Raw genomic sequence first — 24,717 nt, 5'->3', positions numbered from 1 at the left:
GAATTGCATACTCAACCCAACCTTCCTTTGATCTGGCCCCGGATTGCCTTGTCCCTGGCCGGCAGTTTTGCTATGGACCGCAAAATCCTAAGGATAGCAAGGCCCTGGCGCAATTTATCCGAATGCGACCGAAGGTCTCATTCCCGCCGGAACGAACGCCCCCGGAACAGGCCGACGAACAGATGACCCTCAAACCGACGCCCACAACGAATAGCAGCCTCCCGCATCGTCGCAGCGATTTCGACACGCTCTGGCAGGCTCTGGATTATGCGGCAAAGGGCGCGACGGGGCTCAATTTCTACTCGGCCAAGGGTGATCTCCAGGCGGTGTTTTCCTACGCCGAGCTGCGTGATCGGGCGCAGGACATGGCTCGCCGGTTCCTCGGTCTGGGGTTGCAGCGCGGCTCGCGCATTGTCCTTGTTGCCGACACAGACATGGATTTCGTGACGGCCTTCTTCGCCACGCAGTATGCCGGGCTGCTGCCCGTGCCGGTCGCAATTCCGACCAGCCTCGGCGGTCGGGATGCCTATGTCGCGCAGCTTCGGCAGCAGATTGCGGGTTGCGAGGCCAGCCTTGCGATGGCGCCGCAATCGTTGCTCGGCTTTCTCGCCGAAGCGGTGAAGGGACTGGATCACGTGCGGATGGCGGCCAGCGCCGCGGATTTCATGGCGTTACCGACCCGCGACGCCGACCTCAAGCCGTTCGCCGCCGACGAACCGGGCTACCTTCAATATTCGTCCGGCTCGACGCGCTTTCCCAAAGGCATCGAGATCCACCAGCGCGTATTGATGGCCAACGCCTACGCCATCACCCATTTTGGCCTCAATATTACCGAATCCGACCGCTGCGCCTCGTGGCTGCCATTCTATCACGACATGGGCCTGGTCGGCTTCCTGCTGGTGCCCGCGACCGGACAGGTTTCCGTGGATTACATCGCCACGCGCGATTTCGCCCGCCGGCCGCTGACCTGGCTGAAACTGATCGCCGAAAATCGCGGCAGCCTCGCCTATTCGCCCACCTTCGGCTACGAACTCTGCACCAAGCGCATGCGCGGCGGCACGGAGTTTTCTGGCGACCTAGGTTGCTGGCGCGCGGCAGGCATTGGGGGCGACATGGTCCAGGATCCGATCCTGCGTCGCTTCAGCGAGACCTTCGGCCCGTTCGGGTTCCATCACGAGGCATTCGTGCCGAGTTACGGCATGGCGGAGACGACGCTGGCGATGAGCTTCGCGCCGCTCGACCGCGCCTATCACGTCGATCACATTGATCGTGGCGACCTGGAAGACCAGGTCGCAACCCCGGTCGAGCCCGGGCGCCAGGCGCGCGCGCTTGTCGCCTGCGGCAAGGCCCTGCCCGGCCATGCCTTCGAGATCCGCGATGAATCCGGCGCCCTGCTGCCGGAGCGGCGGATCGGCCGCATCTTCTTCCGCGGGCCCAGCGTCATGAGCGGCTATTTCGGTCAGCCTGAACTGACCGCCGAGGCAATCGGTCCGGATGGGTGGCTGAACACCGGCGATCTGGGCTATCTGCTGGATGGCGAGATCGTCATAACCGGCCGCGCCAAGGACCTCATCATCATCAATGGCCGCAATATCTGGCCGCAGGATCTGGAATGGACCGCCGAGACCCTGCCGGATTTGCGCCGCGGCGATACTGCGGCCTTTTCGATGCTCGGCGACAATGACGAGGAGCAGGTCGTCATTCTGGTGCAGTGCCGCGTCGCCGATCTGGCGGCACGCACCAAGCTGAAGCAGGATGTGGCGGCATTGCTGCAGCGATCCATGTCGGTCGAGGCGCGGGTGGAGCTGGTGCCGCCCAAGGGCCTGCCGCAGACTTCTTCCGGCAAGCTGTCGCGTGCCAAGGCGAAGGCGAATTTTCTGGCCGGTCACTATGCCAACGCCGAATTCAGCATCAGTGCCTGACCAGCGGCGCAAGCCCTGATGCGTGGCATAGTCGCCGTCACTGGGGCAACCGGCTTTGTCGGCGCCGCCCTGACCGCGCGGCTGCTGGCGGAGGGCTGGCGGGTGCGCATCCTGACAAGGCGCCTGCCGCAGGCAGTTCTGGGCCCCGACCGGCATGTAGAAATCGTCCTCGGCGATCTCGACGACCGCGATGCCCTGCACCGACTGGTTTCCGGCGCGACCGCAATCATCCATTGCGCCGGCGTGGTAAAGGCGCTGTCGCCGGCCGAGTTTGCCACCGTCAATGCAGGCGGTACGGAATGCCTGCTGGCGGAAGCCGCGCGGGAGCCCGCGGCGCGGCTCATCCACATTTCTTCGCTGGCCGCGCGTGCGCCGCACCTCTCCCCCTATGCCGCCAGCAAGCGTGCCGCTGAGGAGATGGTCGAGGCCAGGGCCGGACAAAGGGATTGGGTGATCCTGCGCCCGCCAGCCATCTATGGCCCGGGCGACCGGGAGTTGCTTCCGCTCTTCCAGGCGGCAAAACTCGGCCTCGTAACCTATCCGGCTGCACGGAATGCCCGCGTATCGGTCGTTCACGTCACCGATCTTGCGGCAGCGATCGCCGCACTCCTCGACACCCCGGCCTGGCAGGAAAGGCTGATCGAGATTGATGACGGTGCGCCCGCCGGGCACGATTGGGTGGGAATTCTGTCGGCGCTGGCCGGCGCCTGCGGGCGCAGCCCGGTTGGCATCAGGGTTCCGCGTCCACTCTTCCTGCCAATTGCGGCGGCAGCCAGCCTTCGCGCCAGCCTGATCCGGCGGCCAATGGTGCTTTCCCTTGCCAAGGTCGCCGAACTCTACCACCCGGACTGGGTTGCCGGGGGGCCGCGGCTGACCGAAATGGTTAATTGGCAGCCGGCCTTTGGCTTGGCTGAAGGCTTCAGGGACACCGCCGCCTGGTACCGACGGCATTCTCTCCTGTGATTTGAGGAAAAGCCGCTAACCGACTGAAATCAAGACGATGTTACATTCGGTAACAATTTGTCATTTAACGTTGGCGGCGAAATTTAAGACAACTTACCCGTGGGGCGAGGCACGAATCACGTGTCCTCTAAGGGGTTCCCGAATTTAGCAGATTCCCGGAGTTCACCAAATTCCGGCGCAGACAGAAAAAGATTGGTTGGCACAGTGACGGCGAGTGCGGCTCAGCAAGTGGCGAATTTGTCCATGGACGCAGTGGTGGCGGAGATCGCCATCGCCCTGCAGCCATTCAAGAAGGGCGACATTGCCATCACCGCAGATACCGACATCGCGCAGGATCTCAACATGGATTCGCTGGCGGTGATGGATCTGCTGATGGAGCTCGAGGACAAGTTCGATGTCTCGATCCCGCTCAACATGGTGCCGGAAATTGCCACGGTCGGTCAGTTGGCCCGCACCGTGATCGAATCCAAGAAGGGGGCTTGAACAATGGGGTTGCTGGATCGCTTCAAGGCGCAGCGCGAGCTGCATGCCCAGGTGAAGAGCTGCGGCGCCGATCCCTTTGGTGTGAAGATGGAGAAAATTCTCTCCGCCACCGAAGCCCTGATCGAGGGCCGGCCCACCATCCTGTGCGGCTCGAACAATTATCTTGGCTTCACCTTTGATGCCGATTGCATCGAGGCGGCAAAGGAAACGCTCGATACCTGCGGCACTGGCACCACCGGCTCGCGCATCGCCAATGGATCCTATCACGACCACAAGGCGCTGGAGCAGGACCTGGCCGATTTCTACGGCATGAAGCATTGCATGGTGTTCACCACCGGCTATCAGGCCAATCTCGGCGCCATCTCGACCCTCGCCGGACCCAACGACTTCCTGATCATCGACGCCGACAGCCATGCCAGCATCTATGATGCCTGCAAGCTCGGCTCCGCGACCGTGATCCGTTTCAAGCACAATGATCCGGCGGACCTAGATCGCCGCCTCGGCCGGCTTGCGAACGAGCCCGGCAACAAGATTGTCGTGGTCGAAGGCATCTATTCGATGCTGGGCGACCATGCGCCGCTCAAAGAATTCGTTGCGGTGACCAAGAAGCATGGCGCCTACATCCTGGTCGACGAGGCCCATTCGATGGGCGTCATGGGCAAGACCGGCCAGGGTGTCGTCGAACATGACGGGGTGCTCGACCAGGTCGACTTCATCACCGGCACCTTCTCGAAGAGCATGGGCGCCATTGGCGGCTTCCTCGTCTCCAACATCGAGGATTTCGACATCCTTCGGGTCGCCTGCCGCCCCTATATGTTTACTGCGTCACTGCCGCCCGCGACTGTGGCCTCGGTCCGCAAGTCGCTGGCCAAGCTGCGCGCCAATCCCGGCCTGATGCAAAAGCTGTGGGACAATGTCGACACGCTTTACGAAGGCGCCCGCGCCGCTGGCTTTACGGTCGGCGCACAGAAGGGTCCGGTCGTGGCGGTCCACATCAATGACCCGGCCCTGGCGGCGCGCGCTTGGCGCGCCCTGCTGCTGAACGGCGTCTACGTCAATCTGGCGCTGCCGCCGGCGACACCATCCGGCACCGCCCTGCTCCGCTGTTCGGTTTCCGCCGCGCACACCAAGGAACAGCTGCAGAGCGTGGTCGATGTCCTGAGTGGCGTTGGCCGCGAACTTGGCATCCTCCCGACCCCGGCGCATGCGGTTGCCGCCGAGTAAATCCAGCATACCAACGACCTGTCTATTGGGCCGATGCATCGCATCGGCCCTTTCTTTCTAGCGGAACGCGCCCAGGCGGTAGAGCTTCCACGCCAGTCCCGGCGCTGCCAGGAGCGGGTGCCGCCGCTGCCAGTCGCTGACCGGAACAACCACGCCGGAATGGCGGCGTACCTTCCACAGCACATAGTCAACGGCGCCGTCGAAGGTAAAGGCGGCCTTGACCAGGCGCAGGAAGTTCAGCGACTTGCCGATCACGCCTCGCCGCCGCCAGACACCCTCTCCGGCGGCTCCCGAGCGGCGCAGCTCCGGCAGAATCATGCGGGCCAGTTGCTGATAGCGCACCTTGTCCGCGGCAACGAGGGCGCGCGCACGCTCGCCGGTCTCAGAGCGGATCTCCGCTGCATAGGTGCGCCGGAAGCCATTCTCCCAGACCTGCAGGCTGTCCGCCTCGATGACCTTGCCGCCCGTTTCCGTCGGCCAGGCATGCCAAAGCATCGTACGGCAAGCGTCGGCGAGTGCCGCGGCAAGCGCATGCTGTGTCGCGGCACTGTCGGCCCAGACCAGCCGCGCCGGCTGGCAAAACCGCGCCCATATGGAGACATTGCCGGCCGACCGCGCACAGCCCGCGGCGAACTGGTCGAGCGACATCACGGCATATTTGGCCCTGAGGGTGATCCCCTGCCAGGGCAATTCGACATAGAAGACGTTGGGTGGCAGCAGGCGGTTCGCCAGGGCCATCAGGCGGCTGTCGAAGGCCGTGCCGTAATCGTCCACGACGACATAAAAATCGAGCAGGGCGTCAGCCAGCGCCTGTTCGGACTGGCGCAGGCACGAGCCATAAAAAAGGACGGCGATCGCAGCCTTGCCATGACGGGCGCGACAATGCTCGGCCATCGCCAGGGCTGCCGGCGCGATTGGCTGGCCCAGTTCCCCGGCAATCAAGGTGGCGACGGCATCGGTGGCCATTTGGCACGATTCCTTCAGTAGCGATGGAATCTTACGACAGGACCGGCCGTGACCGTGATCCGGCCGCTCTCCGGCGGGTCGAATTTCTCGCCATCAATCATGACCGGCGAGGCGATCTCGATCTCCAGCCGTTCGGAGCGGCGGCTGAGATAACCGGACTCGGCCATCCAGGGACGCGGCCGCCCGCGCAGCACGGCCGGCGCCGCCAGGGCAAACCGCCGTGGCGGCGAGTCGATTGTGGTGAGTCTGAGGCGACCGGTACCCGTTCCCCAAAAGGGCCTGACGCCTGGCAGGATCTCGTCCAGCGTGGAACAGAGAAACATGAAGCAGTTCCGCCTCTCCTGTCGTCCGTCGAGGGATAGTCCGATTTCCTCGCCGTGAAAGCCGGAACGCGGACCGGCGCCGAAGGCGAGAATTTTCAGGATCGACCAGAAGATGCCGAGCTTTGCCGCAAAAGTCTGCTTGGCACCCAGGGAATGGATATCGCGCCGGACGAGCTGCGTTCCCTGATAGAAGCCGATCCCACCGATGAGAAAGCCCCGCTCGATGGGGCGACCGTCGCCGAAATCAACCGACAGCACCGGGCGTTCGAGGACCTGTGCACTGGTCCCGGCTTCCGCCCGGATTACCAGACGCCGCAATCCCGTCGCCGGCAGGCCCGGCTGCCCGACCGCATGGGCAATGACATTGGTCATCCCGGCGGAAAGCAGGCTGAGGCTTGGCTGGGTCCGGAATGGCGAATTGTTGATCAGGCTCGAAATGGCGGCCAGCACGGTACCGTCGCCGCCGCTGATCACCAGATGCGTCACCCTGGCGGCAGCCATTTCCTTCAAGCAATTGGGCAATTCGGAAATGTGGTCGAAACTGCGATGCAGGACCTGCGGATGCTCCAGGAGCAGGGCATGGATCTCGCGCATCGAGCGCTTGTTGCGCTTGCTGTGGGCGTTGCTGATGACGCCGATCCGGACGTCGTTCATGCGCGATCCATCAGCCATGATACCGGCCTCGCACCCTGAGCGCGCGCCATGAAGGCCTGCGCTATTCGGACGCAATGGAACAGGAAGCTGAGAATGGTCCACCAGGCGACGATTTCGAAGCCGGTATCGGGCGCCCCGAATGCCACCGCGACGCTGAGAATGATGAGGTTCGGATTGCGCCTTGCAGTGATCAGGCGGAAGGATGAATCCAGTGGCCGCCAGATATGCATCTCGATGCCGAACTGCCACATGAACAGCCCTTCCTGGCCGCGCCCCAGGATGTAGCCGGCGATAATGACCCAGAAGATCCAGGGATCGACGACGGCAGCACCGCCGAGGCCGACATACCAGGCCCAATACCAGAAGGGGGGATGAATGAGGTCGGTGCCGTGATCGAATACGTTGCCCCATTTGCTGGAGGTCAGGGTACAGCGGGCAAGCTTGCCGTCGACCGTATCCAGGAAGCACATCGCCCAGGCTGCGACCAAGCCGAGGCCAAACTGCCCGACGGCAAACAGCCACGTCGCCAGCACGACGCACAGAAAACTGACGAGTGTAACCATGTTCGGCGAGATGCCGCGTCCGGCACAGAACCGCGTCACCAGCAAGGCCGGCTCGGGCCAGACATATTTGGTCACCAGATCGGTGACCCCCTTGTAGGACTCGAGATACATGCGCCGCTCGATCTCGGCCGGCGACTGTGTCTCGAGAGAAAATAGATACGGCGCCCCCTTGCGGCGCAGGGCCTGGTCGTAGGTGCCGGTTAGCCCGGCAGCATCGACGACGACTAGGTCCGACCCCGCATGCGGCATCCGTTCGGCCTTGATGGTGCCGGAAATAATTTCGCCTTCGGCCTCGTCCCGCCCATGGCCCGCGACCGGCCTGCCTCGATCATCCGTCAAAACTGTGCCCGGCCGGCACACCAGCGCGCGCACTAGGCTCTCGTGAAGGACCATGTCTGCCCGGAACACCAGTTTTCCCGGCTTGGCCGCCTCCCCTGCCCCGGACTGGGCGCGACGGAGCGCGCGTTCCAACCGCGCGCGCGGCGTCAGCCCCCAGATGGCGGCATCAGACTCGTTCAGAAAGGTGGGATCGGGCCAACTATCCGATTGATTTGGCATGCGTTTTTGTGTAAGTCCGCGGGAAATCGGGGCTTAGTTAAACCCGAATTGGACTGCCGTCTAGCCAAATCGGCGGCGAGCGACCGTCATACCGGCAGATTGTTGACCATACAGTCCAGATTGACCAACCGGTCGGGATCGACCGATATGACCGGAAGGAAAGGGTCAAATGCAGTGACGGCTTTTGTTCTGGCGCATCTCAGCGATCCCCATCTGGGCCCGTTGCCTCAGGCCGAATGGCCGGCACTGTTGAACAAGCGTCTTTCAGGATTTTTGTCCTGGACCCAGAATCGTATCCGGATACACCGGCGCGACGTCCTCGACCTGCTGACAGCGGATCTTGCCCGGCAGAATTGGGATCACGCCGTCGTCACCGGCGATCTGGTGAACATCTCCCTGCCGGCGGAGTTCACCGCCGCGGCCGAGTGGCTTTCCACACTTGGCCCGGCAGACCGTGTGACCGTCATACCGGGAAATCACGACGCCTATGTCGACGTGCCGTGGCAGGAATCCCTCTCCCTCTGGGCTCCCTACATGCGTGGTCAGCGCCAGCCGGGGGAAGACGACCGCCTGCCCCGTTCCCATGATGATTTCCCCTTCACCCGGCGCCTTGGCCCCGTCGCCCTGATCGGTACGACGACGGCCTTGCCCATGCCCCTTTTCGTTGCAGCGGGGCGTCTCGGCGCGAAACAATGCGAACGCCTTGCCGGCCAGCTGCGGACGGCGGGCGCAGACGGCTTGTTCCGGATCGTCTTGATCCACCATCCGCCCTTTGGCGGTGGTGCCTACAAGCGCAAATCGCTGCTGGACGCAAAGGCGTTTCAGGAAGTCATAGCGGAAGCCGGCGCGGAACTTGTGCTGCACGGACATACCCATGTCTCCGGTCTCGGCCGCATCGCCACCGCGGTCGGCCCGGTTCCGGTTTTCGGGGTTCCGTCTGCATCGGCCGTCAGGGCCGGCCACAAGGATCCGGCAAGATACCATCTCTATACCATCCGTAAGGAACCGGATTCGTGGTCACTGGATGTTGAGATCCGCGGCCTCAACGCTGCGGCCGACGGCTTCGAGCGGCAGGGGCGCATGTCCATGGCGATCCCCCTGACATCTGGCCCGCAAAAGGCCTATTCTCCGAGTGCGGACCAGCCGGGGGCGGCAGCGGCGACCGCGTAGGCCAAGGATGATTGAGCAAATGACGACCCGCGCCGCGAGATGGCAGAAGGCAAGGACAAACACGGCGGCGCCCGGGCCCGCCGCTGACGCCAATACTGGCCGGCGCAACCGGACGGTCCGGCCATGACCTTGTCGCGGATCGATTTCTACCTGCTGAAGCGCGTTTCGCTGCCATTACTGGCGGCCGTCGGCATTGCCATGGCCGCCCTGCTGCTCGAGCGTCTCATCCGCCTCCTCGACCTGTTTGCCAATCGTGGCGGACCGCTCGACATCATCATCAGGATGCTGGCCAACCTGGTGCCGCATTATCTCGGCATCGCGCTGCCGGCGGCACTGTTCGTCGGCGTATTGTTCGCCAGCATGCGACTGTCATCCGACAGCGAACTTGACGCCATGCGTGCCAGCGGCCTCTCTCTCCGCCGGCTGATGGTGCCGATCATGGGATTGACCATCGTCCTGGTTATCGCCAGCACCTACATCATGGGATTTCTGCAGCCGCATACGCGCTGGGCGTATCGCGGGCTTGTCCATCTGGTGGTGGAGACCGCGTGGGATTCGGCGATCGAACGTGGCGCCTTCTTTTCGGGCTTCGGCGGCAAAACCATTCTGATCGGCGATATTTCCGATGGCGGCCGGGTCTTATCTCAGGTCTTCGTGAAGGAAAAGGACGACCAGGGTCGCGACGTGATCATCACGGCAGAATCCGGACAACTCACGCGCGCCGGCAGCGGGTCGCTTCAACTGCTACTCACGCTGCGCAACGGGACGCGACTGGAATCCATGCCGGGCACGACGAATGCGCGGTCGGTCGAGTTCACCGTACTCGAACTGCCGATGGAATCTGCGGTGGTGGAACCGTTCCGCAGCCGCGGCGAAAAGGAAAGCGAGCTGGATCTGGTCGAACTAGTCGAGGCGTATTTCGCAAAGTCGCCGGAACACGACCTCGAGGACCTGCAGGCCGAAATAAACAGCCGTTTGGTGCGGATCCTTTCCATATTGTTCCTGCCGCTCCTCGCGATGCCGCTGGGGGTGTCGTCCAGACGCACATCGAAGAGCCTGCGCGTCACCTTCGGGGCATTGTTCCTGGTCGGCTACTTCCAGATCCTGCAATTCGGTCACGATGCCGTGGGCGAGCAACTCGCCGGGCCGTTCCTGGTTCTGTGGGTTCCCTTTCTGGTGTTCGCGATTTCCACGACATGGCTCTTCCACATGACCAACGGAAGACCCGGCGCGGATCCGCTGGCCCATGTATTCGATGCCGTCGGTGACGCTTCGCGCTGGGCCACCGCCATGGTCAGTAAGCGCTTGCCGCGCCGCAAGGCGGAGGCGTCCTCATGAACACTTTCAGCCGCTACGTTCTCAGAAGCTTCATGGTTCAGTTCGGACTGTTCCTCATCAGCTTCACGGCACTGCTGCAATTGTTCGATCTGCTCAGCAACAGCACCGATATCCTGCGGGACCATGGCGGGCGCATTTCCGCAGTGTTCGAATACGCCGTCCTGCGCCTCCCGGAGATTGCCTCCTTCCTGGTGCCGTTCGTCGTCCTGATGAGCACGCTTACCACGTTGGGGCGCATGGAGCGTGCCAACGAGATCATGGCCTACAAGGCTGCCGGTGCGCCCTACTTCTCCATTCTCTGGGCCTTCCTGCCGGCGGTCGGCCTGGTTGCCGTGCTGCATTTCGTGCTTGCCGACCAGGTCGTACCGCGCACCAGCCAGGCCCTGATTACATTCGAGCTTGAAGCGGAGTTTGCCAGGGCGCCGAACAAGGACGAGGGCGATTCACTTTTCGTGCAGGACGGCTCCAGCGTGGTCGAGGCCGGCGGCATCTCGCATGACGGCAATCGTCTCAATGACGTGCGCATCTACGAACGCGATGCGGGCGGCAATATCGTTTCCGAAGTTTTCGCCGACGAAGCGCGTTTCGACATTGCCAGCGAAACCTGGACCCTGCTGCGGGTCTGGACGACGCACATCATCAAGCAGCAACCGGTGCAAACCGAGTACACGGAAAGCCAGCCCTGGGACACGGTTCTGACACCGGCCGAGTTTTCCGATCTGGTCGAGCGACCGCAGGCCATGTCGTTCGCCAAGCTGAACGATCTGGTGACCTCGACCCAGGTTGGCGTGCGGCCGACCTATTTCTACGAGACCTGGCTGCAGAAGCGCATTGCCCAGCCTGTCAGTGCGATCCTCATGATCCTGCTGGCGGCACCGGTGGCGCATTCGCTGCAGCGTCGCGAACGAGGCCTTGCCATGGGTGTCACCATCGGGTTCAGCCTCGGTTTCCTGTATTTCGTGACGGACGGCCTGGTTCTGGCCCTGGGTGAATCGGGCGCGGTACCGCCTTTCCTCGCCGCCTGGCTGCCGATCCTGCTGTTCGCAGCGATCGGCGGCACCTGGCTGATCCGGCAGGAGGGCTACTAGCGTCATGAAATTGTGGATCGATGCCGCGCACCTGGAAGGTGCCGCGGCCACGGAACGCGTGTTCGGCATGACGCTGATCGAGCGTCACCTCAAGGCGGCACGGCATCAGAAACTGGCGCTCTCCGAAGTCATCATCGACATTGGCGATGCGGCCACGACCCCGGCTTTTCGTGGGGAACCCGGGTTGGGCTGTCCCGTCCGCATCCTGCGCGAGAGCGGCAGCACAACGGAGCGGCTGCGGCGCGCACTTTCTGCCGGTGAGCCGCTGATTGCCACCGACGCGACGACCCTGGCCGATGGCAGGTTGTACCGGTTCCTGGCCGACCAGAAGGCAAGCGGTGCCGCCCGGGAAAACCGCGCCGTCATCGCGCGGATCGAGCCGGACGATGCGCCGCTGCTGATCGCCGCGCCGACACTGGACGCCACCGCCGCCACGCTTCCGGAAATCCGGCAGGACGATTTCCCCGCTTTCGTCGCCAAGCTGCGCCGGACGCTACCCTTCTACCTATTCGCGGTCACGAATGGGGCCGAACGCAGATCGGTCGAGCGCTTCCTGTTCTGGTCGAACTACAAGGGCTCCACCGATTTTTTCACCAAATACGTCTACCCGCCACTGGTCTGGGCACTGGTGCCGCCATTGGCGCGGGCGCGCATCCACCCCAATGCCGTCACCCTGGTCAGCATTGTGTTGACCCTGCTGGCTGTGCCACTGGCTGCCGGCGGTCATTTCTGGTGGAGCTTCGCCTGCGCCTACGGCATGAGCGTTCTGGATTCCGTCGACGGCAAGCTGGCGCGCCTCACCTTCACCGATTCCGCCATCGGCAATGTCCTCGACCACGGCCTCGACATCGTGCACCCGCCCTTCTGGTATTTTGGCTGGGCGGCCGGTCTGCTGGGCGGCTGGGCGACGGTATCCTGGGCCGAGCCGCTGTGGCAGGCGGCGTGGATCATGCTGGCGCTCTATATCCTCGACCGGCTGATCCTGGCGGTCTACCGGGCGAAGTTCAAACGAGGCCTGCACACGCATCGGCCGCTGGACGGCTTCGTGCGCACCTTCATTTCACGCCGCAACATCAATCTTCCTTTATTCACAGTAGCTTATGCGGTCGGATATGCAATCGAAGCGTTTTATTTCATTGTTTTCTGGCAGGCGGCTACCTGCGCCTATCACGGCCTTCGCACCGCCTGGATCTTGACCTTCGACAGGCCGCGCGACTAAGCCGCGCACCCGGCTGGCCCCCGGGAGGGATTGCTTGCCGTAATTCCTTGATCCAACTAGATTACCGGCCACGCAGACAATTCCACCAACGACAGGCAGCGAGTCGCCCGATCATGCTCCGTTTCGGCTTCTGGAAAGACCGCACCCACAACCTTGCCCGCATGGGCATGGCGGACCTCGTGAAGGCATTCGCGACCTATCCCGCTGTCCATGCCTATCTCGGCCTTGCCGCGATCAGCCTTTATCTCGTCCAGCGCTGGTTCGAGGGCTGGCTGCCGCTGCTGATTGCCACGGGCCTCACCATCATCGTCTACCCGCTGGTGTGGTACGTGCTGCATCGCTGGGTGCTGCACAGCCAGTTTCTCTACAAATCGCCACTGACCGCCAAGGCCTGGAAGCGGATCCATTTCGACCATCACCAGGACCCGCACAATCTGGTCGTGCTGTTCGGCGCGCTCTATACGACCATCCCCACCATTGCCATCGTCACCCTGCCGATCGGCTATCTGGTCGGTGGCCTCTCCGGTGCTGCCATGGCCTTTGCCGCCGGCCTCCTGACCACCTGCTTCTACGAGTTCTGCCACTGCGTGCAGCACCTCAACACCAGCCCGAAGACCCGCTTCATGAAGCGCCTCAAGCAGCTTCACATGTGGCATCATTTCCACAACGAACAGGGCAATTTCGGCATCACCAACTTTCTGTGGGACCGGCTCGGCAACACCTATTACCCGAAGGCGAATATGGTCCCGAAGTCGCCGACGGTTTTCAACATCGGCTACACCGCGGAAATGGCGCAGCGCTATCCTTGGGTAGCGCAGCTCTCGAACAACACGCGTGGGGACGGCAACCCGCGCCGCTTCCGGGCGAATGCCGACGCCACGCATAACGGCCCGGCGGAATAACAAGCCAAACATGGCAAGGATCGAGGTTGTCACCGTCGCCGGCCGCGAGCGGCTGAAGCAGTTCATCGCCTTGCCGAAGGAGCTTTATCGCGGCGATGCGGGTTATGTAGCACCGCTCGACATGGAGCGTGGTGAGGTCCTGTCCCGCAAGAAGAACCCGTATTTCGCCCATGCCGAGGCCGAGCTTTTCCTGGCGCTCCGGGACGGACATCCGGTCGGTCGCATCTCGGCGCAGATTTGCCGGCTGGAGCAGGAGAAACGTCCCGGCACCGGTCATTTCGGCTGGCTCGATGCGATCGACGATGGCGCCGTTTATGAGGCCCTGCTGGCGGCCGCGGCCGACTGGCTGCGCGCGCGCGGGATGCATCGTATGGTCGGTCCGTTCAGCTTCTCCAGCAACGAGGAAACCGGCCTGCTGGTCGGGGGCTTTGCGTCACGGCCCATGCTGATGATGCCCTACCATGCGAACTATGCCGCGGAGCATGTTGAACGGGCCGGCCTGGCCAAGGTCAAGGACGTCATCGCCTATGAGGTTGACGAGAGCATGTACAAGCCCATGGGCTCGTCGCGCATGCTGCAGAAATGGCAGGCCGACGGCACCGTGCGCCTGCGCGGCCTCGACATGAAGAACTATGCCCGCGACCTGCGCGTCATCCTCGATATCTTCAATGACGCCTGGAGCGACAATTGGGGCATGGTGCCGTTCACCGAGGCGGAGATCTCCGCCGCTGCCAAATCGATGAGGCCGCTCATCGACCCCGACCTCGTGGTCATAGCCGAAGTCAAGGGCGAGGCAGCCGGCATGCTGGTCTGTCTGCCCAATCTGATGGAGGCGATCCGCGATTTCGACGGCTCGCTGCTGCCGTTCAACCTCTTCAAGCTGCTCTGGCGCCTCAAGCGCAAGACGCTGACCAGTGCCCGCATCCCCCTGATGGGCATCCGCAAGACGCATCACGGCTCGATCCTGGGCGCCGCCCTGCTGCCGCTGATGTTCGAGCGCCTGAAGGAGCCGTTCCTGAAGCGTGGCCTGGAGCGGGTCGAGCTATCCTGGATTCTGGAAGACAACATGCCGATGCGGCGGGTTATCGAGGGTATCGGTGCCCGGCCCTACAAGACCTATCGGCTCTTTGAAAAAGCCCTGGCATCGGGCGGCGGATGAGCATCGCCTGCAACGCACTGGTTCTGGCCGGCAACCGGCGCGAGGGCGATTCCGTTGCCCAGATGGCCGGTGTCAGCCACAAGGCCATTGCCGCGATCAACGGTGTGCCGATGCTGCTCCGGCTCTATCGGACCCTCAGCGCCGTGCCAGGCATCGGCGCGGTCCATGTGTGCATCGATGACGCGGCGCTGCTCGACCATATCCCGGGACTTGCCGACGCGCGGGATGCCGGACGCCTGCGCATCATCCCGCCGGCGGAGAGTCCCGCGGCGAGCCTTGCGCGATCGCTCGATGAAATCGGCCTCGATCTGCCTCTGCTGGTGACGACCGCCGACCATCCGTTGCTGAGCGTCGCCATGGTGGAACATATACTTGGCCAGGCGCCGGCCGACTGCGACCTTGCCGTCGGGCTTGCCGATGCGGCAATCGTGAGTGCTGCCTATCCCGGCGCCATCCGCACCTTCTACCGGTTCGGGAAACTGCGCGTGTCGGGCTGCAACCTGTTCCTGGCACGAACCGGCCGGGCGCGCGACGTCGCCTTGTTCTGGCGCCGCATGGAGCGCCATCGCAAGAAGCCCTTGCGGCTGATCTGGGAAATCGGCCCGCTGGCACTTTTCCGTGTGGCCCTGGGCAACCTGGGACTGGAAGACGCCTTTGCCCATGTCTCGCGCCTTGCCCGCGCCCGGATTCGCCCGGTTCTGCTGCCTTTCCCCGAGGCGCCGATCGATGTCGACAAGCCAGCCGATTTCGAACTGGTCAGCGAAATACTGCGTCGCCGGGAAACCGCGCCGCAATAGGCACTGGCTGGCCCCCCGTTTCGGCCCTGCCTGCACCCTTGGCTGCCTGCTGCATTACCGCCTAGATTGTCGCAAATGGCCCTGTGGAATGGGGCCAGACTTGATAAGATCCGAGTCGGGAGCCGCTCCATGCAGTACGCCGCCAACACGCTCGAAAACCACTGGATGCCCTTCACCTCCAACCGCGACTTCAAGTCGGAGCCCCGCTTGATGGTCAAGGCCAAGGGCATGCATTACTGGAACCACAAGGGCGACAAGCTGATCGACGCGTCGTCGGGCCTGTTCTGCTGTGCTGCCGGCCATGGCCGGCCGGAGATCACCGAGGCGGTCCATGCCTCGATGCAGGAGATCGACTACACGCCGCATTTCCAGGTCGGCCACCCCTCTTCCTTCGAACTCGCGCGCAAGGTCGCAAAGATCACGCCGGCCGATCTCGACTACGTGTTTTTCTGCAATTCCGGTTCGGAAGCTGTCGAGACCGCGATCAAGATGGCTCTCGCCTATCATGTCGCCAAGGGCGAGGCCCAGCGCACCCGCTTCGTCAGCCGCGAGCGCGCCTATCATGGCGTCAATATCGGCGGCGTTTCCCTCTCCGGCATGGTGCGCAACCGCGAGACTTTCGGCGCCGTCATGCCGGGCGTCGCCCACCTGCGGCACACCTGGAGCCCGGACGCGCGCTTCACCCGCGGCCAGCCGGAGAACGGCGCCGATCTCGCCGACGACCTGCAGCGCTTCGTCGACCTCTACGGCTCGAAATCCATCGCCGCCTGCTTCGTCGAACCGATCGCCGGTTCGACCGGCGTGCTCATCCCGCCAAAGGGTTATCTCGAAAGGCTGCGCGAGATTTGCGACCGCCACGGCATTCTGCTGGTTTTCGACGAGGTGATCTGCGGCTTCGGCCGCACCGGCAAGGCCTTTGCCGCGCAGAGCTTTGGCGTCACCCCGGATATCATCACCATGGCGAAGGCGCTGACCAATGGTGCGCTTCCGATGGGCGCCGTCGCCGTGAACGAAAAAATCTACCACACGGTGACGAGTTCGGCCCTCGACGGCGCAGTCGAGTTCTTCCACGGTTATACCTATTCGGCGCACCCGGCCGCCTGTGCCGCCGGCATTGCCACCCTAGACATCTACGAGAAGGAAGGCCTGTTCGAGCGGGCTGCTGAAATGTCGCCTCATTTCCTCGACCGCATGTACGACCTTCAGGGCATCAAGGCGGTCACCGATATTCGCGGCTACGGCATGCTGTGCGGCATCGACCTAGCCACCGCAGGTCGCCCCGGCCTTCGTGGCTTTGACGCAACCAAGAAGCTGTTCGCGCGCGGCCTGCACATCAAATTCACCGGAGACGCCGGCATCTGTGCCCCGGCCCTGGTCGCCACCAAGGCCGATATCGACGAGATCTGGCGCATCTTCAAAGAGGTCTTCAGCGAGTACTGATGCAGCAGCAACCCGCCAGGCCCATTGTCGCCCGATGACCCAGCAGCGCCGCTTCATCGCGGAATCCATCCCCGTGCCACCGCCGCAGCCCGGCGAACAGGCCATCGACTACTCCGTGCGGACCGACGACGAAGTCAAGGCGACGACCTGCTATATGTGCGCCTGCCGTTGCGGCATCAAGGTCCACCTGAAGAACGGCAAGATTCGCTTCATCGAGGGGAATCGCGACCACCCGGTCAATCGCGGTGTGCTCTGCGCCAAGGGCTCGGCCGGCATCATGACGCAGTACTCGCCGGCCCGTCTGACCAAGCCGCTGCGCCGAGTCGGCGAGCGTGGCGCCGGCGAATTCGAGGAAATCGAATGGGAGGAGGCGCTGGCCGTCGTGACCGAGCGCCTCGCCAGAATCCGCGCCACCGACCCCAAGCGGCTTGCCTTCTTCACCGGCCGCGACCAGAGCCAGGCGTTGACCGGCTGGTGGGCATCGCGCTTCGGCACACCCAACTTCGCCGCCCATGGCGGCTTCTGCTCGGTCAACATGGCAGCGGCCGGCCTCTATTCGATTGGCGGCGCCTTCTGGGAGTTCGGCGAACCGGATTGGGAGCACACCAGGTATTTCCTGATGTTCGGCGTCGCCGAGGATCACGACAGCAACCCGATCAAGATCGGCCTCGGCCAGCTCAAGAGCCGTCCGAAGGAGAACCGCGCCAAATTCGTCTCGGTCAATCCAATCCGTACCGGCTATTCAGCCATCGCCGATGAATGGCTTGGCATCAAGCCGGGAACCGACGGTCTGTTGGTCCTGTCGCTCATCCATGAGTTGCTGCGCACCGACAGGATCGATCTCGAATTTCTAGTCCGCTATACCAATGCGCCGTGGCTGGTTATCCAGGAGCCCGGCAGCGAGGAGCACGGCCTCATCTATCGCAACCAGGAGGGCGATCCCCTGGCTCTCGACCGCGACACCGGCAACTACGTCGATGCGCTGCAGCCCGGCATCCGGCCGCATCTGATCGGCCCGGCCCTCCTGCCGGACGGCCGGCAGGCGCGCAGCGTCTTCGAATTGCTGGCGGCCCGCTATCTCGATCCGCAATATGCACCGGACAAGGTGGCGCCGCAGATCGGCATTCCGGCGGAAACCATCCGGCGGATCGCGCGCGAGCTGGCGGAGGTCGCCTTCGAGCAGACGATCGAGATCAAGCAACCCTGGACCGATTGGGCCGGCCGGCATCACGACAGCTTCGTCGGTCGCCCCGTCTCGATGCATGCCATGCGCGGCGTCTCCGCCCATTCCAACGGCTTCCAGACCTGCCGCGCCATCCATGTCCTGCAGATGCTGCTGGGCAGCATCGACTGCCCGGGCGGCTGGCGCTACAAGCCGCCCTTCCCCAAGACCCCGGGCTCAGGCCCCATGCCCTCCCCCATGGTTGGACCCAACCAGCCGCTGGGCGGCATGCCATTGGGATTCCCGCAGGGGCCCAACGATCTGCTGGTGGATGCGTTGGGCCGGCCGCAGCGCATCGACAAGGCTTATTCCTGGGAAGCACCGCTGGCCCTCCACGGGCTGATGCACATGCTGATCCACAACGCCTGGAAGGCCGATCCCTATCCCATCGATACGCTGTTCCTCTACATGGCCAACATGGCGTGGAACTCGTCGATGAATACCGCCGGCACGATGCAGATGCTGACGGACAAGGACCCCGCGACCGGCGACTACCGGATTCCCTTCGTCATCTACAGCGACGCCTATTATTCGGAAATGGTGTCCTTCGCCGATATCATCCTGCCCGACACGACCTATCTCGAACGCTGGGATTGCATCTCGCTGCTGGACCGCCCGATCAGCCACGCCGATGCAGCGGCGGATGCCATCCGCCAGCCGGTAGTGCAGCCTGACCGCGACGTGCGCGCCTTCCAGGATGTGCTGCTGGATCTCGGGGCCCGTCTGCAGCTTCCCGGTATGGTGGGCGAGGATGGCCGCCCGCTCTATCCGGGCGGGCTGCACGATTACATCCTGAAGCACGAGCGCAAGCCCGGCATCGGCATGCTGAGCGGCTTCCGCGGGGACGGCAACGAAATCGGCCGCGGCAAGCCGAACCCGGACCAGATCAAGCGCTATGTCGAAAACGGCTGCTTCTTCCAGGCAACCATCCCCGAGAATGCGCGCTACTACCGCTATGGCAACAAGGATTATCTGACCTGGGCGACGGCGCGCGGCCTGATCGACAGCCCGGACACGATGGTGCTGCAGCTTTATTCCGAGCCGATGCGGAAGTTCCAGCTTGCAGCAGAAGGCTTCGGCCCCAAGCAACCGCCGAACGAGGTCGATGCCGCCCGCATCCGCGCCTATTGCGATCCACTGCCGGTCTGGTATCCGCCCTTTGGCGAGGCCGAGACCAAGGATGGCTTCCCGCTCCATGCCCTTACCCAGCGGCCGATGCACATGTACCATTCCTGGGGCACGCACAATGCCTGGCTGCGGCAGTTGCAGGCACGCAATCCGATATTCGTGCACCACAAACTGGCGGGCAAACTTGACCTCGCCGATGGCGATTGGGTCTGGATCGAAAGCGCCCATGGCAGGGTGAAGGCCGAGGTCAAGCTGATGGACGGTGTCCATGAGGACACGATCTGGACCTGGAATGCGATCGGCAAGCGCAAGGGTGCCTGGAATCTGGACCCGGAAGCGCCGGAAGCGAAACAGGGTTTTCTGCTCAACCACGTGATCTCCGAGTTGCTACCGCCGCGCGAGGACGGGTATCGCTACACGAATTCAGATCCAGTTACCGGCCAGGCGGCCTGGTTCGACCTGAAGGTCCGCCTAGTCAAATGCGGCCCGGACGAAATCGCCGCGACCGAACCAAGCTTCGCGCCGCAGAAGCAGCTTGGGCCGGCACCGGTTCGGACGTTGCGCTATGGTGCCGGAATGAATAAACCATGACCTCGTTACCCGCCAATCCGGCGATGCGCCGCCTCGGTCTCGTCATCGACCTAGACATCTGCGTCGGTTGCCATGCCTGTGCCGTCAATTGCAAGGAATGGAATGCCGGCGGACACATGGCGCCGCTGACCGATTTCGATGCCTTCGGCGAGAAACCCAGCGGCGTCTGGTTCAACCGCATCCATACCTTCGAGGCGGGCGAAGGCGCCGATGGGCGCACCGTGCACTTCCCCAAATCCTGCCTGCATTGCGCGGAACCGGATTGTGTGACGGTCTGTCCGACCGGGGCATCCTTCAAGCGATCGGCCGACGGCATCGTCCTCGTCAACGAGGACATGTGCATCGGCTGCAAGCTCTGCTCCTGGGCCTGCCCCTATGGCGCCCGCGAGTTCGACGAGGATGTGGGCGTGATGAAGAAGTGCACCCTCTGCGTCGACCGCATTTACAACGAAACCTTGCCGCAGCACGAGCGGGTACCGGCCTGTGTCTCGACCTGCCCCGCCGGCGCGCGCCATTTCGGCGATCTCGGCGACCCGACATCGGAGGTCTCGCAACTGGTCGCCGAGCGCGGTGGATATGATCTGATGCCGGAGCTTGGCTACAAGCCCACCAACAAGTACCTGCCACCCAGGCCGCGCCAGAATGGCGCTTGCGGAACGGCGGTGACCGCAACTCAGGTGGAGGCAGAAGCCGATCTCAGCGGCCATCCCTTCCTGCGCTGGGTCGACCGGATGCTGACCCGGTAGCGATCATGCACCCAGCCTATTCCGTCATATTCTTCACGACCGCTTCCGGCGCCGGCTATGCTCTGCTGGCCCTGATGAGCCTGATGGGTGCCCTTGGCATGCTGCCGGCCGAACGCTGGTTCGGCCTTGCCGGGTTCCTCGTCGGTCTCATTGCCGTTACCGCCGGACTGCTCTCCTCGACCTATCATCTCGGACGGCCGGAGCGTGCCTGGCGCGCCTTCTCGCAGTGGCGCTCGTCCTGGCTGTCGCGCGAGGGCGTGCTTGCCCTCTTCACCTATGTTCCGGCCGGAATCACCGCCTTGGGCTGGGTGATCTTCCAGGAGATCTGGCTGGTTCCGGCGCTTGTACTCGCAGCCGCGTGTATGGCCACGACCGTGACGACGTCGATGATCTATGCCAGCCTGAAAACGGTCCGGCGCTGGTCGAATTGCTGGACGACGCCAGCCTATCTCGCCATGGGTTTGGCCAGCGGCGCCGCCTGGCTCTTTCTGCTGGCCGGCATCTTCGCATTGAACGACACGATGGCCCGCCCCATCGCCATGGTCGCCCTGCTCGCGGCCGGAATCGTCAAATACGGCTACTGGCGGTTCATCGACACGGAAACGGGTGTCGCCACTTCCGGATCAGCGACCGGCCTCGACCGCTTCGGCAAGGTACGCCTGCTGACGGCCCCTCATACCGAAGAGAACTACTTGCTGAAGGAAATGGGCTATCGAATCGCCCGCCGGCACGCCGTCAGGCTCCGGGCTATTGCCTTCGGGCTCGCCATCCTGCTGCCGCTGGTCATCCTGCCGCTGGTCCCGGCACCGGGATCAGTTCTCGGCGTGATGCTCGCAATCCTGGCTGTCATGGCCAATGCCGCCGGCACGCTTGCCGAGCGCTGGCTGTTCTTCGCCGAGGCCAGGCATACGGTAACGCTGTATTACGGGGCAGAACGCGCGTAGCAGTGCCGGTCAGAGCATCGCGCTGGGGTCGGCCATGACCCGATTGCGGCCACTCTGCTTGGCACGATAGAGCGCCGCATCGGCGACTTTCAGCAATTCCTCGCCCGACATGACCCGGCTGGTGGCGGCAAGCCCGATCGAGACGGTCACCGTGAGCTCGCCATTGGGCGCCCCGTCGACCTTCATCGGGGTTTCAGCTACGCGCCTGCACAGGCGTTCGGCGACCTTCAGCGCCGATTGACCATCGGTATCCGGCAGCAGGCAGACGAACTCCTCGCCGCCAGTGCGCGCCACCATGTCGAAATTGCGCATCGAGGCGGTGGCGCGCTGGGCGAATTGCTTCAGGACTTCGTCCCCGGCGGCATGGCCATAGGTGTCATTCACGTTCTTGAAGTGGTCGAGATCGCAGACGAGGACGCTGAGCGCCTTGCCGGATTCCTTCACCCGCTCCATCAGGCCTTCCATATGGCGCATGGCATAGCGCCGGTTGTAGAGCCCGGTCAGCGAATCGGTCAGCGCCAGTGACAGCGAACGTTCGTAATTGGCGCGCAAGCGGTCCTGGTATCGTCGGCGCCTTATCTGGATGCGGACGCGCGCCAGCAGTTCATTGGGATCGATCGGCTTCATCAGATAGTCGCTGGCGCCGATGTCGAGCCCCTTGATCAGGCGCGGCATGTCGAATTCCTCGACGATGAGCAGGATCGGCGTCTGGCGTGTCTCTTCCTGCGAGCGCAGATGCGAACAGAGGCGAAGCCCGTCCTCGCCGCCAACCTGGATGTTGGTGATGATGAGATCAAAGCGGTTGCTGGTCGCCAGTTCCTGCGCCCGTCCAAGACTTTCGCAGACCTCGACCTTGTCACCGTCCTTTGAAAGCACCTGCACGATCCGCTGCGCCGCAGGGGCAAACCCCTCGACCAGCAGGACCGAGGCGTTGCGGTCTTCGTTCTGGTCCGGTTCGGTGGCGGCCGTCAGCAGATCGAACTGGCCCGACGTCTGCTCGCGCATCCGCCACTCGTCCATGATCATCTTGAGGCGCACAAGCGAGCGCACGCGGGCGAACAGCGCCAGGTCATTGACGGGTTTCGTGAGGAAATCGTCGGCACCTGCCTCGAGGCCGCGCACGCGGTCGCTGGGGTCGCTAAGTGCCGTCACCATGACGACAGGCAGGAAATGCGTCTTCGGGTTGGCGCGGATTCGCGCACAAACCTCGAAACCATCCATCTCCGGCATCATGACGTCGAGCAGGACGATGTCGGGGATCTGCTTGTCTATCAGTTCCAGCGCTTCCTTGCCGCTGGAAGCGCTCACCACCTCGAAATATTCGGCGGCGAGTTTTGCTTCGAGCAGGCGGACATTCGCCGGAATATCGTCGACGACCAGGATGCGTGCGGACATACGATCTCACGCCATCCGTTACTGCAGGAAGCGATCAACGGTCTCCAGGAACTGGACCACGGATATCGGTTTGGCGATATACGCCTCGCAGCCACCCTCGCGGATCTTTTCCTCGTCGCCCTTCATGGCAAACGCCGTCACGGCGATGATCGGGATGGAGCGGAGGTTGTCGTCCTCCTTGATCCACTTGGTCACTTCCAGGCCGGATACTTCGGGCAACTGGATATCCATCAGGATCAGGTCAGGCTTGTGCTGGCGGGCGAGTTTCAGGGCGTCCATCCCGTCCTTTGTCTGCAGGATATTGTAGCCCTGAGCCTGGATCAGGTCATGAAAGAGCTTCATGTTCAGTTCGTTGTCCTCGACGATCAAGATCGTCTTGGACGCCGCCTTCTTGCGCTTTTCTTCTGGCGAAAGCTGTTCTGCCATGACCCCTCCTGCCGGCCCACCACGCCACACCCGGTCAGGGCAACACCCTGTCCGGGCCAGCTGGCGATGGCCCCAACGGCCCAATCCCGCCGACTTATCAATGCCATAATAGTAAACCGCGCGAAAAATCCAACGCGATTCTGAATGATGTTAATATTTACCCCCTTGGCCGTGAAGATGCTGCCGGTCGCCAGGGGCAAATCCAGAGGGAACTGAGGGCGCCATGGCCGGCTTTTGCCGCGAATGCGAAGCAATCCTTCCCGAGAAAGGTGGCGACGGCCGCTGCCCGCATTGCCGCTCGCCGCGCCTGCTGGTCCACGCCGAACTTCATGAATTGGCAATCGGCCATATCGACTGCGATGCCTTCTATGCCGCTGTGGAGAAGCGCGACCGGCCGGATCTGCGCGACAAGCCGCTCATCATCGGCGGCGGCCATCGCGGGGTCGTCTCAACGGCTTGCTATATCGCCCGCCTGTCCGGGGTGCGGTCCGCCATGCCCATGTTCCAGGCGAGGAAACTGTGTCCCGAGGCGGTCGTCCTGCCGCCCGACATGGAAAAGTACCGCCAAGCGGGTCGGCAGATCCGCCAACTCATGGGCGAACTGACCCCCTTGGTCGAGCCTATATCGATCGACGAGGCCTTCCTCGACCTGACCGGCACGGAATCACTGCACCGGATGAGCCCGGCCCGCTCGCTCAACCGGCTGGCACGACGAATCGAGTCCGAGATCGGGGTCACCGTTTCGGTCGGTCTCAGCCACAACAAATTCCTGGCGAAGCTGGCCTCCGATCTCGACAAGCCGCGCGGCTTCTCGATCATCGGGCGGACGGAGACCCTTTCCTTTCTGGCGCCACGCCCGGTCGGCCAGATCTGGGGGATCGGCCGCGTCTCGCGCGAGGCGCTGGCAAGGGATGGCATCGTCACGATGGCTCAGGTTCAGGAAATGCCGCTGGACTACCTTGTCGAGCGCTTCGGCCAAATGGGAACTCATATCTGGCACCTGTCGCGGGGGCTAGACGCGCGGCGGGTGGAACCTGATAGCGCTGCCAAGAGCATTTCCGCAGAGACCACATTCGATCGCGACATCGCCGACCTTTCCAGCCTCGCCGCGGAATTGTGGCCCCTCTGCGAGAAGGTTGCCGAGCGGTTGAAGGCGGCCACCCTGGCCGGCGGGGTTGTGCATATCAAGTTGAAGACAGCAGGCTTTCGCCTGATCACCCGCCAATCCAGGCTGTCCGCGCCGACGCAATTGGCCGAAACGATCTACCGGGCCGGTCACGCCCTCCTAGAAAAAGAGGCCAAGGGCGATTGGTTCCGCCTGATCGGCATCGGCATCGACGCCCTGCAGGACCCGCGCGATGCCGACCCGATCGACCTGGGCGATCCGGATTCGCAGCGGCGCCGCAAGGTCGAGGAGGCGATGGACAGTGTACGTGCCAAGTTGGGCCATGACGCGATCATCAAGGGGCGCAGTCTGAAGCCGAACCGCTAGGCCG

At 63.3% G+C, this 24,717-nt stretch carries 21 protein-coding genes; 16 read left to right on the top strand and 5 right to left on the bottom strand.

Translation table 11 applies throughout. The features are described from left to right. Window positions 1-182: 182 nt before the first annotated feature. The 4 genes from A8950_RS12520 to spt all read left to right on the top strand — a co-directional run bounded on the left by A8950_RS12520 (window position 183) and on the right by spt (window position 4,592). Entirely contained in the window at window positions 183-1,922 is a 1,740-nt protein-coding gene (locus tag A8950_RS12520; protein WP_133614020.1) for a fatty acyl-AMP ligase, read from the top strand. An 18-nt stretch (window positions 1,923-1,940) separates the two neighbouring features. Continuing rightward, window positions 1,941-2,885, top strand: a complete 945-nt coding sequence (locus A8950_RS12515; RefSeq protein ID WP_133614019.1) for an NAD-dependent epimerase/dehydratase family protein — start codon at window positions 1,941-1,943, stop codon at window positions 2,883-2,885. 243 nt (window positions 2,886-3,128) lie between these two features. After that, window positions 3,129-3,368 (top strand): acyl carrier protein, encoded by a 240-nt coding sequence (locus tag A8950_RS12510; protein WP_133614018.1) that lies wholly within the window; start codon window positions 3,129-3,131, stop codon window positions 3,366-3,368. A gap of 3 nt (window positions 3,369-3,371) precedes the next feature. Further along, window positions 3,372-4,592, top strand: coding sequence for a serine palmitoyltransferase (gene spt / locus A8950_RS12505; protein ID WP_133614017.1), 1,221 nt, complete (start codon window positions 3,372-3,374; stop codon window positions 4,590-4,592). Between the two features lie 57 nt (window positions 4,593-4,649). On the opposite strand, the gene A8950_RS12500 is transcribed toward spt, so the two are convergent. The 3 genes from A8950_RS12500 to A8950_RS12490 are packed head-to-tail and all read right to left on the bottom strand — an operon-like array spanning window position 4,650 to window position 7,437. Further along, complete coding sequence (locus tag A8950_RS12500) at window positions 4,650-5,558, bottom strand: hypothetical protein (protein WP_133614016.1); 909 nt, start codon at window positions 5,556-5,558, stop codon at window positions 4,650-4,652. 14 nt (window positions 5,559-5,572) lie between these two features. After that, window positions 5,573-6,553 (bottom strand): diacylglycerol/lipid kinase family protein, encoded by a 981-nt coding sequence (locus A8950_RS12495; RefSeq protein ID WP_133614015.1) that lies wholly within the window; start codon window positions 6,551-6,553, stop codon window positions 5,573-5,575. Beyond that, window positions 6,532-7,437, bottom strand: coding sequence for a CDP-alcohol phosphatidyltransferase family protein (locus A8950_RS12490; protein WP_208109849.1), 906 nt, complete (start codon window positions 7,435-7,437; stop codon window positions 6,532-6,534). Before A8950_RS12490 ends, A8950_RS12495 begins: the two co-directional genes overlap by 22 nt. Window positions 7,438-7,803: 366 nt before the next feature. On the opposite strand from A8950_RS12490, the gene A8950_RS12485 reads away from it, so the two are divergent. The 11 genes from A8950_RS12485 (at window position 7,804) to A8950_RS12435 (ending at window position 21,400) form a co-directional block, all read left to right on the top strand. Next, window positions 7,804-8,826 carry a metallophosphoesterase family protein gene (locus A8950_RS12485; protein ID WP_166645146.1) on the top strand — a complete coding sequence of 341 codons (1,023 nt, stop codon included), beginning with the start codon at window positions 7,804-7,806 and terminating at the stop codon, window positions 8,824-8,826. Between the two features lie 123 nt (window positions 8,827-8,949). Next, entirely contained in the window at window positions 8,950-10,164 is a 1,215-nt protein-coding gene (locus A8950_RS12480; RefSeq protein ID WP_133614012.1) for an LptF/LptG family permease, read from the top strand. Beyond that, window positions 10,161-11,252, top strand: coding sequence for an LPS export ABC transporter permease LptG (gene lptG, locus A8950_RS12475; protein ID WP_133614011.1), 1,092 nt, complete (start codon window positions 10,161-10,163; stop codon window positions 11,250-11,252). The genes A8950_RS12480 and lptG overlap by 4 nt, the downstream gene beginning before the upstream one ends. 4 nt (window positions 11,253-11,256) lie before the next feature. Next, window positions 11,257-12,471 (top strand): CDP-alcohol phosphatidyltransferase family protein, encoded by a 1,215-nt coding sequence (locus A8950_RS12470; protein ID WP_133614010.1) that lies wholly within the window; start codon window positions 11,257-11,259, stop codon window positions 12,469-12,471. A 113-nt stretch (window positions 12,472-12,584) separates the two neighbouring features. Next, entirely contained in the window at window positions 12,585-13,373 is a 789-nt protein-coding gene (locus tag A8950_RS12465; RefSeq protein ID WP_208109848.1) for a sterol desaturase family protein, read from the top strand. A 10-nt stretch (window positions 13,374-13,383) separates the two neighbouring features. After that, complete coding sequence (locus tag A8950_RS12460; protein WP_133614009.1) at window positions 13,384-14,532, top strand: dATP pyrophosphohydrolase; 1,149 nt, start codon at window positions 13,384-13,386, stop codon at window positions 14,530-14,532. Continuing rightward, entirely contained in the window at window positions 14,529-15,329 is an 801-nt protein-coding gene (locus A8950_RS12455; protein WP_133614008.1) for an NTP transferase domain-containing protein, read from the top strand. Before A8950_RS12460 ends, A8950_RS12455 begins: the two co-directional genes overlap by 4 nt. A 129-nt stretch (window positions 15,330-15,458) precedes the next feature. Continuing rightward, window positions 15,459-16,769, top strand: a complete 1,311-nt coding sequence (locus A8950_RS12450) for an aspartate aminotransferase family protein (RefSeq protein ID WP_133614007.1) — start codon at window positions 15,459-15,461, stop codon at window positions 16,767-16,769. A gap of 34 nt (window positions 16,770-16,803) precedes the next feature. Next, complete coding sequence (locus A8950_RS12445; protein WP_133614006.1) at window positions 16,804-19,710, top strand: molybdopterin oxidoreductase family protein; 2,907 nt, start codon at window positions 16,804-16,806, stop codon at window positions 19,708-19,710. Continuing rightward, window positions 19,707-20,456 (top strand): 4Fe-4S dicluster domain-containing protein, encoded by a 750-nt coding sequence (locus A8950_RS12440; protein ID WP_133614005.1) that lies wholly within the window; start codon window positions 19,707-19,709, stop codon window positions 20,454-20,456. Before A8950_RS12445 ends, A8950_RS12440 begins: the two co-directional genes overlap by 4 nt. A gap of 5 nt (window positions 20,457-20,461) precedes the next feature. Continuing rightward, complete coding sequence (locus A8950_RS12435) at window positions 20,462-21,400, top strand: dimethyl sulfoxide reductase anchor subunit family protein (RefSeq protein WP_133614004.1); 939 nt, start codon at window positions 20,462-20,464, stop codon at window positions 21,398-21,400. Window positions 21,401-21,409: 9 nt separating this feature from the next. Here A8950_RS12435 and A8950_RS12430 read toward each other — a convergent pair whose 3' ends face one another. Then, the gene (locus A8950_RS12430) at window positions 21,410-22,795 is read right to left on the bottom strand and encodes a PleD family two-component system response regulator (RefSeq protein WP_133614003.1); all 1,386 of its coding nucleotides are present in this window, start codon (window positions 22,793-22,795) and stop codon (window positions 21,410-21,412) included. Between the two features lie 18 nt (window positions 22,796-22,813). Then, the gene (locus A8950_RS12425) at window positions 22,814-23,221 is read right to left on the bottom strand and encodes a response regulator (protein ID WP_133614002.1); all 408 of its coding nucleotides are present in this window, start codon (window positions 23,219-23,221) and stop codon (window positions 22,814-22,816) included. 223 nt (window positions 23,222-23,444) lie between these two features. Between A8950_RS12425 and A8950_RS12420 the strand changes: the two genes are divergently transcribed. Beyond that, window positions 23,445-24,713, top strand: a complete 1,269-nt coding sequence (locus tag A8950_RS12420; protein ID WP_133614001.1) for a DNA polymerase IV — start codon at window positions 23,445-23,447, stop codon at window positions 24,711-24,713. Window positions 24,714-24,717 lie beyond the last annotated feature (4 nt).

It is taken from the genome of Dongia mobilis, from assembly GCF_004363235.1.
GTDB classification, from domain to species: domain Bacteria; phylum Pseudomonadota; class Alphaproteobacteria; order Dongiales; family Dongiaceae; genus Dongia; species Dongia mobilis.
Note: the sequence above shows the minus strand (reverse complement) of the source record. Positions and strands in the feature narration are given on the sequence as shown.